Genomic DNA, 16521 nt, shown 5'->3' with positions numbered 1-16521 from the left:
GGTGACTCGGACCGCATCGGTCCGGCTACTTGCCCGCTGACCTGGGGATCATCCCGCGCGTCTGTGCTGTTTGGGACGAGATCGTTTCTCTACGTACATCCGTTCGTCCGCCGACTTGAGCACCTCGTCGGCGGTCATCCCGCAGTGCGCCCAGCCGATGCCGAAACTGGCACCCACACGCACGGCCCGGCCCTCGGCGCGGATCGGCTGGATGATCTCGTTGCGCAGGCGTACGGCGAGGTCGGCGGCGTCCGCGCGGCCGAGGCCGTCGGCGAGGATCACGAACTCGTCGCCGCCGAGCCGGGCCACGGTGTCGCCGTCACGGACCTGGCGGGACAGCCGCCGGGCGACCTCGATGAGGACCGCGTCGCCCGCGTTGTGCCCGAACCGGTCGTTGATCGACTTGAAGCCGTCGAGGTCGCAGAAGAGGACCGCGAGCCCCTTGGTGCCGTCGTCGTGCTCGCTCTCGGGGGCGGCGGTGTGCACATGGTGGTCGAAGGCGTCGTACGGATCGGTGCCGGGCCCGAGGTCGAAGCCGTGGCCGTTGACGTCGAAGGCGGGGTGTCCGTAGGCGGCGTCCACGGTCTCCAGGGCGCCGGGGTGGGCGGGGCGCTGGCAGAGCCGGGAGGAGAGGCGGGCCCGCAGTTCGGCGGAGTTCGGCAGGCCGGTGAGGGAGTCGTGGGAGGCCCGGTGGGCGAGCTGGAGCTCGCGGCGCTTGCGGTCCTCTATGTCCTCGACGTGGGTGAGCAGGAAGCGGGGCCCGTCGGCGGCGTCCGCGACCACGGAGTTGCGCAGCGACACCCAGACGTAGGAGCCGTCGCGGCGCCCGAGGCGCAGTTCCGCCCGGCCGCCCTCCGCGGAGGTGCGCAGCAGGGTGCCTATGTCCTCGGGGTGGACGAGGTCGGAGAACGAGTAGCGGCGCATCGCGGAGGCGGGACGGCCCAGCAGCCGGCAGAGCGCGTCGTTGGTGCGCAGGATGCGGCCGTGCTGGTCGCCGCCCATCTCGGCGATGGCCATGCCGGAGGGCGCGTACTCGAACGCCTGGCGGAAACTCTCCTCGCTCGCGCGCAGCGCCTGCTGCTCGCGTTCGAGCCTGACCAGTGCCCGCTGCATATTCGCGCGTAGACGTGCGTTGCTGATCGCTATGGCGGCCTGGAAGGCGTACATCTGGAGCGCTTCGCGACCCCACGCGCCCGGCAGCCGGCCGTTGCGGGGCCGGTCCACGGAGAGCACGCCGATCAGTTCGCCGCACGAGCCGCCCTGCACGCCGGGCGTGAACATCGGGGCGAACAGCCGGTCGGAGGGGTGCCACTCGTCCTCGAAGCGGGGCGCGGGACCGTCCGTGTACCACTGCGGGACGTCGTCGTCGTCGAGGATCCAGCCCTCGGTGTGCGGGATGAAGACCAGGTCCCCCCAGTGCTCACCCATGCTCAGCCGCCGCTCCCAGGAGTCGCGGGAGCCGACCCGGCCGGTGATCAGCGCCTCGGCGGCGGGGTTCCCGGCGAAGGCGGCGACGACGAGATCGCCGTCGGGGCGTACGAGGTTGACACAGGCCAGTTCGTAGCCGAGGCCGTTGACGACACCGTCGGCGACGCGCTGCAGCGTGTCCGCCAGGGACCGGGCGGTGTTCAGGTCCGCCATGACCTGGTGCAATTGCCGCAGGGCCGCCAGTTGGACGTAGGGTTCCGACTCGGTCTCCATGCTCGCCCTCCCCCCGAGACCTCGCAGCGAATCAAGGGTTCTCATCGGCGTATCGTTCTGCCAGCTTCCCCGCCACTGAATCACAGCGCGCTGCCCACTCGGTACACAGGGTCAACAATTAATGCCCCTTGTGACTCAAGTCACAGCGAAAGATGAACAATTGAGTGGGGTTTCTGCGTTTTCCCTGTGCGTTTACTGAACGCAAACTTTGTGGGTATGCGCGGAGCCGTGACCGGGGCTGGTTCCGAGGTCCTAGGACCCGGCTAGGGCGCAGGTCCGATGCGCGTGACCTGCACCGGAGACTAGCGTTCCGGACGTGCCGAACACTTCTCCGATCACCGCCTCCGCCGCATACGGGCATGCTGAGGGGGTGAGCAACGACGAATTCCGCGCCGCCATGTCACGGCTGGCCGCGGGCGTGGTCCTGGTGACCGCTTTCGAGCCCCCGCTCGCAGCCGACGGACCCCGGGGCGAGGACGTCGGAATGACGGCCACGGCCTTCCTGTCGGTCTCCCTCGACCCGCCTCTGGTGCTGGTCAGCCTGCGTGAGGGCTCCCGGATGGACGACCTCCTGGACGAGCAGCCGCTGTGGGCCGTCTCGGTCCTCGCCGAGAGCCAGCGGCACATCGCCGGGCGCTTCGCGATGAAGGGCCGCCTCAGCGACCGCCTGCTCTTCGACGACATCCCCTACGCGCGCGGCGAGGCCAGCGGGGCGCCTCTCGTCGGCGGCGCCCTCGCCACCCTGGAGTGCCGCACCGAGCAGCGTGTGCCGGCCGGCGACCACACCCTCGTCATCGGCCGCGTCCTCACCGCCCGCGTCCCGAGCACGGACGGCGGCCCCCTGACCTATTTCCGCGGCCGGTACCGCCAGTTGGGCTGAGCGCAATTCCGCGCGGGCGTCACCGCCGGAATACGAAAAAAGAAATTCGCGGTCGCATCGCCGGTGAACTCGAGGACGTCAGTCCCAGGCGCGTCCGCCGCCGCGGCCCCGCTTGGTCTCGGCGCGCTGCTTCTTCTCCCGCAGCCGGCGTTCGTTGATGCCGCGCGGGATGCGGGTCGGCTTGCGGGGCTTGGGCGGCGGCGCGGTCGCCTCGGCGAGGAGCGCGGCCAGCCGTACGGCGGCGGTCTCCCGGTTGCGCCACTGCGAGCGGTGCTCCGAGGAGCGCACGGTGACGACCCCGTCGACGAGCCGCGGGGCCAGCCGCTCCAGGGCACGCTGTTTCCACACCTCGGGCAGCGCCTCGGTCTTCGCGACGTCGAACCGCAGCTCCACCTGGGAGTCGCTGGTGTTCACGTGCTGCCCACCGGGGCCGGACGAGCGCGAGAAACGCCACTGGAGCTCGGCCTCGGGAAGCGGGACGGAGCCTCTGATGACGTAAGGACCGGACATGTCGTCCATGGTGACCTGTCTGACCGGCACACGTCACGCGATTAACGGCTCCCGGGCCGTCGGCGCCGTCGGGTAAAGAAAGTAAAGTGAGGGGGAACCTTCGGTACCCCTCGTGGCGTTCATACGGGTAGCGGTAGCTTCGAGCCCGTACTGCCTGTGTACACGAGGGAAGGAATCCCAACCATGGCTGTAAGCCTGTCCAAGGGTGGCAACGTCTCGCTCACCAAGGAGGCTCCGGGCCTGACGGCCGTCACCGTGGGCCTCGGCTGGGACGTCCGCACCACCACCGGCACGGACTTCGACCTCGACGCCTCCGCGATCGCGGTCAACACGCAGGGCAAGGTCTACTCCGACGGCCACTTCGTCTTCTTCAACAACAAGCAGACCCCGGACAGCACGATCGTCCACACCGGCGACAACCGCACGGGCGAGGGCGCGGGCGACGACGAGGCGATCAACGTCAACCTGGCGGGCCTCCCCGCCGACATCGACAAGATCGTCTTCCCGGTCTCGATCTACGACGCGGAGAACCGCTCGCAGAACTTCGGCCAGGTCCGCAACGCGTACATCCGCATCGTGAACCAGGCCGGCGGCGCCGAGATCGCCCGCTACGACCTCTCCGAGGACGCGGCCACCGAGACGGCCATGGTCTTCGGCGAGCTCTACCGCAACGGCGCCGAGTGGAAGTTCCGCGCCGTCGGCCAGGGCTACGCCTCGGGCCTCGTGGGCATCGCCCAGGACTTCGGCGTGAACGTCTGACGGACACCCCGTCGTCGCTGAACCATGCGTGGGCCCCCGCCGCGGCGGGGGTCCTCGCATGTCCGGGACCATCAGGCCGCCGCGGCGGGGGCCGCGCATGTCCCGGAATCCCGCGGAGCGCCCGGTGCCTTCCGCGCTAAGTTGCCCGCGTGATCCTCACCCCGCTGCCCCTCACCGCCGACCGTGACATCCCGGCCCCCGTCCTGACCGAGCTCGCCGCCCTGTACACCTCCAACCGCGAGTTCCACGCGCTGAGCGGCGACTTCCCCGACCCGGACGACGTCCGCCCGGAACAGGTGGCGGCGGCCCTGGCCGACGAACTGGCCGACCCGGGCGCGGAGATGCTGCTGGCCCGCAGCGAGGGCCGGCTCGTCGGCGTCGCGATCACGCTCGCCCGGCACCCCGACCCCGCGGACCCCGACCCCTGGATCGGCCTGCTGATGGTCGACGCGACCCGGCACCGGCAGGGCTACGGCAGGCGGCTCGCCGCCCTCGTCGAGGACCGCTTCCGCGCGGCGGGCCGCACCGCGCTGCGGCTGGCCGCGCTCGACAACAACCCCAAGGCGCTCGCCTTCTGGACCTCCCTCGGCTACGAGGTGATCGGCCACCGCCCCGACCTCCGGCTGGGCCGCCCCTGCGCGGTGCTGCGCAAGACGCTGCGCGTCCCGCGCCGCGCCGCCCGGCTGGCCGTCCTCGACCCGGACGGCGCCGTCTTCCTCTTCCGCTACGACGATGTCGAGACCGGCGGCCACTGGTCCCTGCCCGGCGGCGGTCTGGAACCCGGCGAGACCCCGGTCGAGGGCGCCCTGCGCGAACTGCGCGAGGAGACCGGCTGGACGGACCTGGAACCCGGCCCGCTGCTGCACACCTGGGAGGTCGACTACACCTACGGCACCACCCCGGTCCGCCAGCACGAGGACATCTACGTCGCCCGCGGTCCCCGCCGCGAGCCCACCGGCCCTCATCTCGCCGCCGCGCACGCCGCCGACGGCATCCTGGAGTGGCGCTGGTGGTCCCGCGCGGAGCTGACCGCCCCGGACGCGACCGTGTGGCCGCCCGGACTCGCCGCCCTGCTGGACGCGTTCGAGAAGGGCGCCGGGTCCTGATGGAGTGGACGACGCTCGCCGCCACCGGTCTGGGCGCGCTCGTGGGTGTCGGCTCGACGCTCCTGGCCGACCGGGTCCGCCGGCGTCACGACGCCACGGAGCGGTCCCGGCGCGAACGCACCGAGATATACGTGGCCTGCCTGACGACGTTCCGGCAGGCCCACGAGGCGATGCGGGCCGCCGCGAGCGGGGACCGGGCGGACGAACGGCCCGGCGCGGTCGACGCCGCCGTACGGGAGGCGTTCCGCGAGTCGGGGTGCAACGAGGCCCGCGAGACCGCCCTGATCTGCGCGCCCGAGCCCATGACCGGCGTCATCGACGAGGCGTTCCTCACCCTGCGCAGCCTGCGCGGGGTCCTCGCCTCCGGTCACGCGGTGCCCTCGCCGGAGTACCGGGAGGCCCGCCGCGTCCACAACCGGGCGGTCACGGCGGCGCGGACCGCGATGCGCGCGGACCTCGGGCGGACGCCCTGACGGCGTCCCGACCGCTCCCGTTCAGGGGGACTCCGGCCGGCCCTCCCCGTACAGCCAGGCCGCCCAGATCCCGTCGAAGTCCACGTCCGGGGCCCGCTCCTCCACGTACGCCGTGAAGTCGCCGGTGTCCGCGTTGCCGTGCCGGTGCGCCGCCGTCCAGCCCTGCACGAGGTCGTGGAAGGCGTCGTCGCCGACCGCCTGCCGGATCTTGTGGACGACCATGGCGCCCCGGTCGTACACCGGCCGGTCGGAGATGTGCGCGGGACCGGACGGCTCGGCGGGCGGGAAGGCCCACAGATCGTCGTCGTCGCCCGCGTACAGCGCCTCGAAGGTCTCCTGCGCGCTGTCGCCGCCCTCGTCCTCCTCCCACAGCCACTCCGCGTACGTGGCGAAGCCCTCGTTGAGCCACATGTCCCGCCAGGTGCGCGGGGTGACGGAGTCGCCGAACCACTGGTGGGCGAGTTCGTGCACCAGCAGCGCGGTGTCGGGGGCGCCCGGGAAGAAGGGACGGTTCTGGGTCTCCAGCGCGTACCCGGCGTCGTCCTCGTCCCCGACGATCACGCCGGTGGAGGAGAACGGGTAGGGACCGAAGGTGTGGGCCGCCCACTCCATGACCTCCGGCAGCCGCGCGAGCACCTCGGCGCTCTCCTCCGCCTGCCCGGGCTCGACGGCCGTGTACACCGGCAGGCCGGCGGCGGTGGAGCGGGTGATGCCGTACCGGCCGATCGCGAGGGTGGCGACGTAGCTCGCCATGGGTTCGGCGGTGCGCCAGACGAAGGTCGTACGGCCGTCGTGGGTGCGCTCGCTCGCCAACTCCCCGTTGGAGACGGCCCGGAGACCCTCGGGGACGGTGACGGTGATGGCGTAGGACGCCTTGTCCGAGGGGTGGTGGTTGCCGGGGAACCAGGTCATCGAGCCGACCGGCTCTCCGAGGGCGACCGCTCCGGTGCCGGTGGGCAGCCAGCCCTCCTGGGAGCCGTCGGGGTCGGTGAGGGTGCGCGGCGTGCCGGAGTAGCGGACCCGCACCTCGAACCGCTCGCCCTCGCCGAGGTCGTCGCGCGGGCGGACGACGAGTTCGTGGCCTGCGCGGCTGAAGCGCGCGCTCTCGCCGTCGACGGTGACCTGCTCGACGTCCAGGCCCGACAGATCGAGGTCGAAGGCCGACAGGTCCTTCGCGGCCCGCGCGGTGACGGTCGCCGTGCCGGACAGCCGGCCGCCGTCCGGGACGTAGTCGAGGTCCAGGGCGTAGTGCTCGACGTCGTACCCGCCGTTCCCGGCCTTCGGGAAGTACGGATCCCGCACCCCGGCCCCGCCGGGCGTCCCCCGCACCCCGCCGTCGCACCCGGCGAGCACGCACCCGAGCAGCAGAGCACCACAGGCACGAGCGAGCCGCACGGATCGGGACATGCCGGCGATCCTATGGGCCGCCGCCCGCCCCGGCGGTCCCGGGACGGCCGCCCCCGCCCGGCGTGACACCATCACCTACGTGCTCGACATCGGCTACGCCCTCTCCAACCGCTTCCCCGATCCGCCGCAGACGGACTACCGGAGCGCGGACGTGTACACGCTGCGGCACGACCTGTTCTGCGGCGACGTGTACCTCGCGGACACGAAGGCGGACCGGGAGTTGTCCACAGCCTGGGGATGGGTGCCGGTGCTGGACTTCGCGTGGGCGCTGTGCGACATCGTGGAGCGGCTGGACCGGGACCCGGCGGGCTCGCGCGCCTCCCGGCCGCAGCACGCCGAACTGGACTTCACCGAGTCCACCGACCGCATGCTCTTCGAGCGCCGCTTCGGCTGGGTCGACATCGAGTCCGACTGGATGCCCGCCGAGGAGGCCCCCCTGACCTTCTCCCACGCCGAACTGCGCCGCGAGGCCCGCGACTTCCTCCACGACCTGCTCGCCGACCTCACCGACCTGCACGAGGACCTCGCGGACAACCCGGCGATCTGGACCCTCCAGGCCCGCTTCCCCCGCCTGCGCTGAGGTCCGCCGCCGCCCGGGGCGGCTCCGCCCCGGGCCGGGATCAGTCCTCCACCCTCAGTCCCATCTCCGCCGCCAGGACCGGTGCCAGGTCCATCAGCTGGACCGGGCTGATCACCGCGCCCGAGAGGCGGTCGGCGCCGCGTGCGATGCCCACCTCGGCCGCGCCCCGCAGGTCGACGTCCGTGAGGGTCGCGTGGGTGAGGTCCGCGCCCTTGAGGACACAGCCCGGGAACTCGACCCGCTCCAGCGTGGCCCCGCCGAAGTCGGGCTCGACGAGGACGACGTTCTCGAAGACGACGTCCCGCAGGCGCGCCCCGCGCAGGTTCAGATAGTCGATCTTGCCGCCGCGGACCACGACCCGTTCCAGCACCGCGCCGTGCAACTGCGTGCCGCCCAGCCGCGCGTCGAGCACCTCGACGTCCCGCAGGGTCGCCTCGGACAGGTTCGTCCCCACGCCCCGCGCGCCGCTGAGGCGGGAGTCCAGCACCCGGACGTTGCGCAGCCTCGTCTCGTCCAGCGCGCACCCCGTCAGCGCGCAGTCCATGAACCGCGCGCCGGAGCCGTCCTGCCCGACGAGGTCCAGCTCGCGGAAGTCCAGCCCGTCGTAGTCCCCGTCCGGCTCCAGTTCCCCGCCCTCGTACGGCTCCAGCGGCGGCAGCCTCAGCTCCGGCCGCCGCGCACCCCGTACGCCCCGCTCCCGCTCCGCACTTCCGGCACCGCCCGCTCTCCTCGCCATGCCCCCATGCTGCACCCCGCCACTGACAACGGACCGGCCGGCTCTTGACCTCGACCATGCTTGAGGTCGGAGGCTGGGAGCCCTCACGACCGTTGGGAGCCCGCCATGCACGCCGTCCGTCTGCACGCCTTCGGCCCCGCCGAGAACCTGACGTACGAACAGGTCGAGGACCCGCGCCCCGGGCCCGGCCAGGTCCGGATCGCCGTGGAGGCGGCCGGGGTCCACCTCCTGGACACCGCCCTGCGCGAGGGCGCGCGGGGCCCGCTGCCCGCACTCCCCCCGCTGCCGACCGTCCCGGGACGCGAGGTGGCGGGCCGCGTCGACGCCCTCGGCGAAGGCGTCGCCGCCCTCTGGCTCGGCCGGCGCGTGGTCGCCCACCTCGGCTTCCACCCCGGCGGCTACGCGGAACTCGCCGTCACCGACGTCGAGCGCGTTCACGAGATCCCCGCGAACCTGGACGCCGCCCAGGCCGTCGCCATGATCGGGACCGGCCGGACGGCCCTGGGCATCGTCCAGTTCACCGACCTCGGCCCGGATTCCGTCGTCCTCGTCCCGGCCGCCGCGGGCGGCATCGGCTCCCTTCTCGTGCAGTACGCGAAGAACGCGGGCGCCACCGTCGTGGGACTGGCGGGCGGCCCCGCGAAGGCCGCGCTGGCCGAGGCGGACGGCGCCGATCCCGCCGTCGACTACCGGGACCCGTCCTGGCCGGACAAGGTCCGCGCCCACCTGGGCGGGGCGCGGGCCACCGTCGTGTTCGACGGAGTCGGCGGCGAGGTGGCCCGCGAGGCGGTCGCCCTGCTCGCCCCGGGCGGCCGGCACCTCGTCTTCGGCTGGTCCGCCGAAGGCCCCCGCGACGGACGGCCGTACCTCGTCGACGGCGTCTCCGAACAGGTCCTCGGCCCCGCCATGTTCCGGCGGACCGGCGGCCCCGACCCCCTGCGCACGCTGGAACTGCGCGCCCTGGCCGAGGCCGCGTCCGGCCGCCTCACCCCCCGCGTCCAGCGCTTCCCGCTCGCCGACGCCGCCGCCGCGCACCGGGCGCTGGAGACACGCGGCACGACGGGAAAGGTCGTCCTGGAACCATGAGCACACCCGGCGTGTCCGGCCGAGGCAGCCGTCGCCTCCCGCCCCACCCGGATGCGACACCTCCCGATTCATGGTCTTCTGTCCGGGTGACTGACATAGCCCGAACTGGTGAGGCCGCGGGCGCCGATCCCCGCCGCTGGTGGGGTCTGGTGGTCATCGCCCTGGCCCAGCTGATGGTCGTCCTCGACGCGACGATCGTGAACATCGCCCTGCCCTCCGCGCAGGAGGACCTGGGCATGTCCGACGGGAACCGGCAGTGGGTCATCACCGCCTACACCCTGGCCTTCGGCGGTCTGCTGCTGCTCGGCGGACGCGTCGCCGACCTCGTCGGCCGCAAACGCACCTTCGTCATCGGCCTGATCGGTTTCGCCGCCGCCTCCGCGCTCGGCGGCGCCGCGCAGTCGTCCGGCATGCTCTTCGGGGCGCGCGCCCTCCAAGGCGTGTTCGCCGCGGTCCTCGCGCCGTCCGCGCTGAGCCTGCTGACGACGACCTTCACCGACCCCAAGGAACGCGGCAAGGCCTTCGGCATCTACGGCGCCCTCGCCGGTTCCGGGTCCGCGATCGGCTTCATCGTCGGCGGTCTGCTCACCGAGTACCTGGACTGGCGCTGGTGCCTGTACGTCAACGTGCCGATCGCGGTGCTGGCCGTCTTCGGCGCGCTGTCGCTGCTGCACGACCGTCCCGGCCACGCGGGCGCCCGGCTCGACGTCCCCGGCGTGCTGCTGGGCTGCGGCGGCCTGGTGGCGATCGTCTACGGCTTCAGCGAGGCGGAACCGCGGGGCTGGGCCGACCCGCTGGTCCTCGGTCTGCTCACGGGCGGCGCGGTGCTGCTCGCCGCGTTCGTGTGGTGGCAGACCAGGGCTCCGGTGCCGCTGCTGCCGCTGCACATCATCAAGGACCGCAACCGCGCGGGCTGCTTCCTGACGATGGGGCTCGCGGTCATCGGGATGTTCGGCCTGTTCCTGTTCATGACCTACTACCTCCAGGTGATCCTGGAGTACTCCCCGGTCATGACCGGCCTCGCCTTCCTCCCCATGACGGTGGCCATCATCATCGGCTCCACGCAGGTCTCCGCCCGCCTGATGAACCGGGTCGCGCCCCGCATGCTCATGGTGCCCGGCATGATCCTCGCGGCCGGCGGCATGCTGATCCTCACCCAGATGACGGTGCACAGCTCCTACGCCACCGAGATCCTGCCCGCGCTGATCCTCATGGGCTTCGGCATGGGCCTCACCTTCATGCCGGTGTTCTCCACGGCGACGGCGGGCGTGGCCCCGCAGGACGCCGGAGTGACGTCGGCGACCGTCAACACCTCGCAGCAGGTGGGCGGTTCCATCGGCACGGCCCTGCTCAACACCATCGCCACGACGAGCAGCACCGCCTATGTCGCCGCCCACCTGCGCAACCCGGCCCAGCGCGCCGAGATCGTCAACGAGGGCGTCGTGCACGGCTACACCGTCGCCATCTGGTGGGCCGTCGGCATCATGCTCCTGGCGGGCCTGATAGCGGGCCTGATGGTCACGGCGAAGCCTCCCCAACACGAGGAGACGACGACCCCGGTCCCGGAACCGGTGATCTGACACGGCGTTCCCACGACCACCGACGCCAGGCAGCCGCAGGCGGCGGGCGACGGACGACCACGGCAACCGACCGCAGGCAGCCGCGGGCGAAGAGCGGCACCGCCCTGTCAACGGCGACGGCACCCCGCCGACGGAACGTGGCGGGCATCCGCGGTCACCTGCGGCGGACACCCGCGAGCAGCAGACGGCCGGACCGCGACAACGGCGCGCGTCCACAGCCGGCGGCACCGAGCCCTCCGCACCCCACCCGAGGCAGGCCCGCCTCGGCAACAGCGCGCGCCCACAGCCGACCGCACCAAGCCTCCACGAGCAACCGACGCAAGCCCTCCTCAATGACGGCCGGCAGGCACCCGCGGACCACAACCGGCGTACCCCGTCAGCGGCAGCAAACCTCCGCAAGCGGCAACCGGCGGCAGCCCTCCGCAACCAACCGGAGACAGGCCCGACGCGACAACGACGCGCACCCACAGCCGACCGCACCAAGCCTCCACGAGCAACCAGCACGAGGTCAGTCGAAGACGGCCGACAGGCACAGCCGGACCACGAACAGCGACCGCGAGCCTCCGCGGGCCACGACCACCGCCACCCCGCAGCGGCGGCGGCCATCCGCAGGCGGCGGGCGCCCGCGACCGCCGTCAACGGCGACGGGAGTCCGTCGACGGCACGTGGCGGGCGGCCGCAGGCGCGAGCAACGCCAGCCGCCCGCCCGGCCCGCCGCAGGCGTCAGTGGCGGCCCGCCACCCAGTCCGCCGCGCGGGCCAGGCGGGACGAGTCCGGGCGGTGGGTCGCGGTCTCCCGGCGGTCCGCGGCGCGGTACGTCGCGTACATGCCCTGGACGCCCAGCCAGCGCAGCGGTTCCGGCTCCCACTTGCGCACCTTGTGGCCGACCCACGGCAACCGTGTCAGGTCGGTCTCCCCTCCCCCGCCGGAGTCCCGCACGACCAGGTCCCTGAGCGTGCGCGCCGCGAGGTTCGTCGTGGCGACGCCGGACCCGACGTACCCGCCGGCCCAGCCCATCCCCGTAGCCCGGTCCAGGGTGACGGTGGCGCACCAGTCGCGGGGCACGCCCAGCACCCCGGACCAGGCGTGCTCGACGCGCACCCCGGCCAGCGACGGGAAGAAGCCCACGAGGATGTCCCGCAGCGCCCCGATCGTCTCCTCCTGGGTGCGGCCGTCGTTGTCGGTCCGCGAACCGAAGCGGTACGGCACCCCGCGCCCGCCGAGCGCGATCCGCCCGTCCGCGGTGCGCTGCGCGTACATGTAGGCGTGCGCCATGTCGCCGAGGGCCTCGCGCCCGTCCCAGCCGACGGTCGCCCACTGCTCGTCGGTGAGCGGCTCGGTGACCAGCATCGAGGAGTTCATCGGCAGCCAGGTCCGCCGCTGCCCCTTGAGGTTCGCGGTGAACCCCTCGGTGCAGCGCAGGACGTACGGCGCGCGGACCGTCCCGTACGGCGTCACCGCGTGCCGGGGCCGGATCTCGGTGACCGGGGTCCGCTCGTGGACGGTCACCCCGAGCGCCTCGACCGCCGCCGCGAGCCCCTTGACCAGCTTCACCGGATGCAGCCGCGCCCCGTGCGGCGTCCACGTCGACCCGACGGCGTCCGCGACCCGGATCCGCTCGGCCGTCTCCCCCGCGCCGTACAGCTCACGGTCCTGCTCGCCGTACGACAGCTCGTGCGCGTGGAAGTCCTTCAGCCGCGCCAACTGCGCGGGCGTACGCGCGACTTCGAGCACCCCGCCCTTGTGGAGGTCAGCGTCGAGGCCCTCTTCCCCGGCGACGCGGATCACCTCGTCGACGGTGTCGTTCATGGCCCGCTGGAGGCGTACGGCGGCGTCGTGGCCGTGCAGGGCCGCGTACCGGTCGCGGCCGGCGATGCCGTTGTAGAGCCAGCCGCCGTTGCGGCCGGAGGCGCCGTACCCGCAGAACTTCTGCTCCAGGACGGTGATCCGGAGCGCTGGGTCGGCCTTCTTGAGGTAGTAGGCGGTCCACAGCCCCGTGTACCCGCCGCCGACGATCACGACATCGGCCGAGGCGTCACCGGAGAGCGGTTCCCGCACCGCCGGGAGACCGTCGTCCGCGAACCAGAACGAGACGCCGCCGTTGACGACAGCGCTTGCCGAGCTGCTCATACCCGGACGTTAACCCTCGACCGCGCCCGCTGTCTCCTTCGGATTTCGTTGTCTTGCACGCCCTCTGACCAGCGGATAACACCCGAATCCGATCAGCACGGAGGTGAAGTGGCCCAGGTCCGTGAAGCTCCGGCCGGTCACCAGCGGCACCCCGTAGACGATCAGCACGGCCGCCGCGTACGGGTACCGCCACGGCCGCGGAATCCGGTACGCCAGCACGGCGATCACCCCGGCGAGCGCGTAACTCACCCCGATGTCCAGGGTGTCGACCGACGACCCGGGCGCCATCCCGTGCCGCACCGCCCACAGCAGCGCCCCCTCGCTGATCAGCGAGGCCAGCACATGCGCCGCCGCGCACACCGCGAGCCAGCGGCCGGTGCCCAGCCAGTGCTCGGCGGGCGCGTGGAAGACGGAGAAGAGCAGCGCGTACGGCAGCCAGCGTCCGCCGTCGATCCACATCGCGCTGGAGACCAGCACCCGCACCGGATTGTTCGACAGCTCGTGGATGTTCGTCGACCGCTGCCGCAGGAACTCGTCCTCGAACTGCGGCGACATGTGGTGCAGGGCCACGGTCGTGACGAAGAGCACCGCCAGCCACAGATACGTGCCGGGAGCGCCGCGGACGTACGTCCACAGCCTGTGGAAGCCCCGGGAAATCGACATGAGCCGATTCACGCACGTCGATAGGCTCCCGCCCGTGATCGACATTCCGGACGGACTGGCGGCGGCCCAGGCCAGGTACCACGGGGCGAAGGGCCGCGCGTTCGTCGCGGCCCTGCCCGCGCTGGCCGCCGGGTTCCTCGACCGCTGGGGGCTGCGCCCGGACGGTACGGCGATGCACGGCGTCTCGGCCCTGGTCCTGCCGGTCACCCGGCCCGACGGCACCGGGGCGGTGCTCAAGCTCCAGCTCCTCGACGAGGAGAGCGAGGGCGAACCGACCGCCCTGCGGGTGTGGAACGGCGACGGCGCCGTACAGCTCCTCGACCACGACCCGGCCACCGGCACCCTGCTCCTGGAACGCCTCGACGCCGGCCGGCCGCTGTCACACCTCCCCGACTCCCGCGAGGCCGTCCTCGTCATCGCACACCTGCTGGCCCGGCTGACCTCCGTACCCGCCCCCGTCGGAATGCGCCGGCTGGACGACCTGGCCCGCGCCCTGCTGGACCGGACCCCCGCGGCCCTCACCCGCGTGGCCGACCCGGAGCACCGGACGCTGCTCGCGGCCTGCGCGTCCGCCCTGCGGGAGGTCGCGGGCGAACCCGGCGACCGCCTGCTCCACTGGGACCTCCACTACGACAACGTCCTGGCCGCCCACCGGGACGCCTGGCTCGCCATCGACCCCAAGCCCCTCGCGGGCGACCCCGCCTTCGACCTCCTGCCCGCCCTGTGGAACCGCTTCGACGCCGACGAGGTCCGCTGGCGCCTGGACGCCCTGACCGACGTGATGGGGCTGGACCGCGCACGCGCGCGTGCCTGGTCGCTCGCCCGCGTCCTGCAGAACTCCCTCTGGGAGATCGAGGCCGGCCGTCCCCTGGACGCACAGCAGCTGGAGATCGCCCGGCAACTGACCCGCCCGCCCCTCCCCGCCCTCCGGAAGAAAGGCACCCCCACCCCGTGATCCGCACCGCCACCCCCGCCGACGTCCCCGTCATCCACGCCCTCATCCGCGAACTGGCCGAGTACGAGAAGGCCCTGGAGGAGGCGAGGGCCACCCCGGACCAGCTCCACGAGGCGCTCTTCGGCGACCACCCCGCCGCCTACGCCCACATCGCCGAGGACGACACCACCGGCGAGGTCGTCGGCTACGCCGTCTGGTTCCTCAACTTCTCCACCTGGCGCGGCGTCCACGGCATCCACCTGGAGGACCTGTACGTCCGCCCGACCGCCCGGGGCGGCGGCCACGGCCGCGCACTGCTCACCGAGCTGGCCCGGATCTGCGTGGAGCGCGGCTACCAGCGCCTGGAGTGGTCGGTCCTGGACTGGAACGCCCCGGCGATCGCCTTCTACGAGTCCCTCGGCGCGCGCCCGCAGGACGAGTGGACGGTCTACCGCCTCACCGACGAGGCCCTCACCCGGGCAGCCACCACCCGGTCCCCCTGACAGCCCTCTCCCCGACACGGGAAAACCCCGGGCCAGAACGGTCTGACCTGGGGTTTTCACCATGGAGCCCCCTGTCGGATTCGAACCGACGACCTACGCATTACAAGTGCGTTGCTCTGGCCATCTGAGCTAAGGAGGCGGGTGTGGTGCGGGTGCGTGCGTGCAGTGTACCCAGGCCGTGGGGCCGCCCCGTCGAAAATTTCCGCGAAGTTCACAGTCCCCGAGGTACTGACAGATCCGGCAAACGCCAGGTACCGTCCACTCCAGTTCACCTGTGTGGACTACACCACCACCTTCCTACAACGGATCGTCCGGCACGTTCCTGCCGGTAGAAGGGGGCCCATCACCATGGCCACTGTTTCGTTCGACAAGGCGACCCGGATCTACCCGGGCAGCGACAAGCCCGCTGTGGACGCGCTCGACATCCACATCGAGGACGGGGAGTTCCTGGTCCTCGTCGGCCCGTCCGGCTGCGGCAAGTCGACCTCGCTCCGCATGCTGGCGGGGCTGGAGGACGTCAACGGCGGCGCGATCCGCATCGGCGACCGCGACGTCACCCACCTGCCGCCCAAGGACCGGGACATCGCCATGGTGTTCCAGAACTACGCGCTGTACCCGCACATGTCCGTCGCCGACAACATGGGCTTCGCGCTCAAGATCGCCGGCGTGAACAAGACGGAGATCCGGCAGAAGGTCGAAGAGGCCGCGAAGATCCTCGACCTCACCGAGTACCTCGACCGCAAGCCGAAGGCCCTCTCCGGCGGTCAGCGCCAGCGTGTGGCGATGGGCCGCGCGATCGTGCGTGAGCCCCAGGTCTTCCTCATGGACGAGCCGCTGTCGAACCTCGACGCCAAGCTCCGTGTGTCGACGCGTACGCAGATCGCGTCCCTCCAGCGCCGTCTGGGCATCACCACCGTCTACGTCACCCACGACCAGGTCGAGGCCATGACGATGGGCGACCGCGTGGCGGTCCTCAAGGACGGTCTGCTCCAGCAGGTCGACACCCCGCGCAACATGTACGACCGCCCGGCGAACCTCTTCGTCGCCGGCTTCATCGGCTCCCCGGCGATGAACCTCGTCGAGGTCCCGATCGCCGACGGCGGCGTGAAGTTCGGCAACTCGGTCGTCCCGGTCGACCGTGAGGCGCTCAGCGCGGCCACGGACAAGACGGTCACCGTCGGTGTCCGCCCCGAGCACTTCGACGTGGCCGGCGCCGACTCCGACAAGGGCCTCGCGGTCACGGTCAACGTGGTCGAGGAGCTGGGCGCCGACGCGTACGTCTACGGCACCGCGAAGGTCGGCGAGGACTCCAAGGACCTCGTCGTCCGCGTCAGCGGCCGTGACGTCCCGGAGAAGGGCAGCACGCTGCACGTCGTCCCGCGCGCGGGCGAGTCCCACGTGTTCTCCACCTCGACGGGCGCGCGTCTCTCCGACTGAGCCGCACACCGGGTGGATCACCCGGACCGACTGACG

Annotated in this window: 16 protein-coding genes and 1 tRNA gene; 10 read left to right on the top strand and 7 right to left on the bottom strand. The window is 72.2% G+C overall.

The genetic code is table 11. The features are described 5' to 3' along the window. Positions 1-48: 48 nt before the first annotated feature. On the bottom strand, positions 49-1701 hold the full coding sequence (cdgB, locus tag ACIPSE_RS36720) for a diguanylate cyclase CdgB (protein ID WP_401671600.1): 1653 nt from the start codon (positions 1699-1701) through the stop codon (positions 49-51). A gap of 370 nt (positions 1702-2071) precedes the next feature. Between cdgB and ACIPSE_RS36715 the strand changes: the two genes are divergently transcribed. Further along, positions 2072-2581, top strand: a complete 510-nt coding sequence (locus ACIPSE_RS36715; RefSeq protein ID WP_401671598.1) for a flavin reductase family protein — start codon at positions 2072-2074, stop codon at positions 2579-2581. A 78-nt stretch (positions 2582-2659) separates the two neighbouring features. Here ACIPSE_RS36715 and arfB read toward each other — a convergent pair whose 3' ends face one another. After that, entirely contained in the window at positions 2660-3100 is a 441-nt protein-coding gene (arfB, locus tag ACIPSE_RS36710) for an alternative ribosome rescue aminoacyl-tRNA hydrolase ArfB (protein WP_401671596.1), read from the bottom strand. 174 nt (positions 3101-3274) lie between these two features. Here arfB and ACIPSE_RS36705 point away from each other — a divergent pair, with 174 nt between their 5' ends. The 3 genes from ACIPSE_RS36705 to ACIPSE_RS36695 all read left to right on the top strand — a co-directional run bounded on the left by ACIPSE_RS36705 (position 3275) and on the right by ACIPSE_RS36695 (position 5429). Then, positions 3275-3850, top strand: coding sequence for a TerD family protein (locus tag ACIPSE_RS36705; protein WP_356312977.1), 576 nt, complete (start codon positions 3275-3277; stop codon positions 3848-3850). 149 nt (positions 3851-3999) lie between these two features. Continuing rightward, positions 4000-4956 carry a GNAT family N-acetyltransferase gene (locus ACIPSE_RS36700; RefSeq protein ID WP_401671593.1) on the top strand — a complete coding sequence of 319 codons (957 nt, stop codon included), beginning with the start codon at positions 4000-4002 and terminating at the stop codon, positions 4954-4956. Further along, on the top strand, positions 4956-5429 hold the full coding sequence (locus ACIPSE_RS36695) for a hypothetical protein (RefSeq protein WP_401671590.1): 474 nt from the start codon (positions 4956-4958) through the stop codon (positions 5427-5429). Before ACIPSE_RS36700 ends, ACIPSE_RS36695 begins: the two co-directional genes overlap by 1 nt. Before the next feature lie 21 nt (positions 5430-5450). Here the strand turns inward: ACIPSE_RS36695 and ACIPSE_RS36690 are convergent, their stop codons facing one another. Continuing rightward, complete coding sequence (locus ACIPSE_RS36690) at positions 5451-6836, bottom strand: M1 family metallopeptidase (RefSeq protein ID WP_401671588.1); 1386 nt, start codon at positions 6834-6836, stop codon at positions 5451-5453. A 79-nt stretch (positions 6837-6915) separates the two neighbouring features. On the opposite strand from ACIPSE_RS36690, the gene ACIPSE_RS36685 reads away from it, so the two are divergent. Continuing rightward, positions 6916-7416: a hypothetical protein gene (locus ACIPSE_RS36685; RefSeq protein ID WP_401671975.1), complete on the top strand. Its 501-nt coding sequence runs from the start codon at positions 6916-6918 to the stop codon at positions 7414-7416. Positions 7417-7456: 40 nt separating this feature from the next. Here the strand turns inward: ACIPSE_RS36685 and ACIPSE_RS36680 are convergent, their stop codons facing one another. Beyond that, the gene (locus tag ACIPSE_RS36680; RefSeq protein ID WP_401671585.1) at positions 7457-8152 is read right to left on the bottom strand and encodes a pentapeptide repeat-containing protein; all 696 of its coding nucleotides are present in this window, start codon (positions 8150-8152) and stop codon (positions 7457-7459) included. Positions 8153-8257: 105 nt separating this feature from the next. On the opposite strand from ACIPSE_RS36680, the gene ACIPSE_RS36675 reads away from it, so the two are divergent. Together ACIPSE_RS36675 and ACIPSE_RS36670 are read left to right on the top strand one after the other, a co-directional pair. Next, complete coding sequence (locus tag ACIPSE_RS36675) at positions 8258-9238, top strand: zinc-binding dehydrogenase (protein WP_401671583.1); 981 nt, start codon at positions 8258-8260, stop codon at positions 9236-9238. 149 nt (positions 9239-9387) lie between these two features. After that, positions 9388-10818, top strand: coding sequence for an MFS transporter (locus ACIPSE_RS36670; RefSeq protein WP_401671973.1), 1431 nt, complete (start codon positions 9388-9390; stop codon positions 10816-10818). Between the two features lie 723 nt (positions 10819-11541). On the opposite strand, the gene ACIPSE_RS36665 is transcribed toward ACIPSE_RS36670, so the two are convergent. Beyond that, entirely contained in the window at positions 11542-12948 is a 1407-nt protein-coding gene (locus ACIPSE_RS36665) for an NAD(P)/FAD-dependent oxidoreductase (RefSeq protein ID WP_401671581.1), read from the bottom strand. Between the two features lie 9 nt (positions 12949-12957). Further along, on the bottom strand, positions 12958-13611 hold the full coding sequence (locus ACIPSE_RS36660) for a rhomboid-like protein (RefSeq protein ID WP_401671579.1): 654 nt from the start codon (positions 13609-13611) through the stop codon (positions 12958-12960). Here ACIPSE_RS36660 and ACIPSE_RS36655 point away from each other — a divergent pair. Together ACIPSE_RS36655 and ACIPSE_RS36650 are read left to right on the top strand one after the other, a co-directional pair. Beyond that, positions 13610-14566, top strand: a complete 957-nt coding sequence (locus tag ACIPSE_RS36655; RefSeq protein WP_401671576.1) for an aminoglycoside phosphotransferase family protein — start codon at positions 13610-13612, stop codon at positions 14564-14566. The two genes, ACIPSE_RS36660 and ACIPSE_RS36655, sit on opposite strands and share 2 nt — an antisense overlap. Next, positions 14563-15048, top strand: coding sequence for a GNAT family N-acetyltransferase (locus ACIPSE_RS36650; RefSeq protein WP_401671574.1), 486 nt, complete (start codon positions 14563-14565; stop codon positions 15046-15048). The genes ACIPSE_RS36655 and ACIPSE_RS36650 overlap by 4 nt, the downstream gene beginning before the upstream one ends. A gap of 62 nt (positions 15049-15110) precedes the next feature. Here the strand turns inward: ACIPSE_RS36650 and ACIPSE_RS36645 are convergent. Next, a tRNA-Thr gene (locus tag ACIPSE_RS36645) sits at positions 15111-15187 on the bottom strand. Between the two features lie 209 nt (positions 15188-15396). On the opposite strand from ACIPSE_RS36645, the gene ACIPSE_RS36640 reads away from it, so the two are divergent. After that, on the top strand, positions 15397-16485 hold the full coding sequence (locus tag ACIPSE_RS36640) for an ABC transporter ATP-binding protein (RefSeq protein WP_401671572.1): 1089 nt from the start codon (positions 15397-15399) through the stop codon (positions 16483-16485). Positions 16486-16521 lie beyond the last annotated feature (36 nt).

It is taken from the genome of Streptomyces sp. NPDC090106 (assembly GCF_044747265.1).
In the GTDB taxonomy this organism is placed as follows: Bacteria; Actinomycetota; Actinomycetes; order Streptomycetales; family Streptomycetaceae; genus Streptomyces.
Note: the sequence above shows the minus strand (reverse complement) of the source record. Positions and strands in the feature narration are given on the sequence as shown.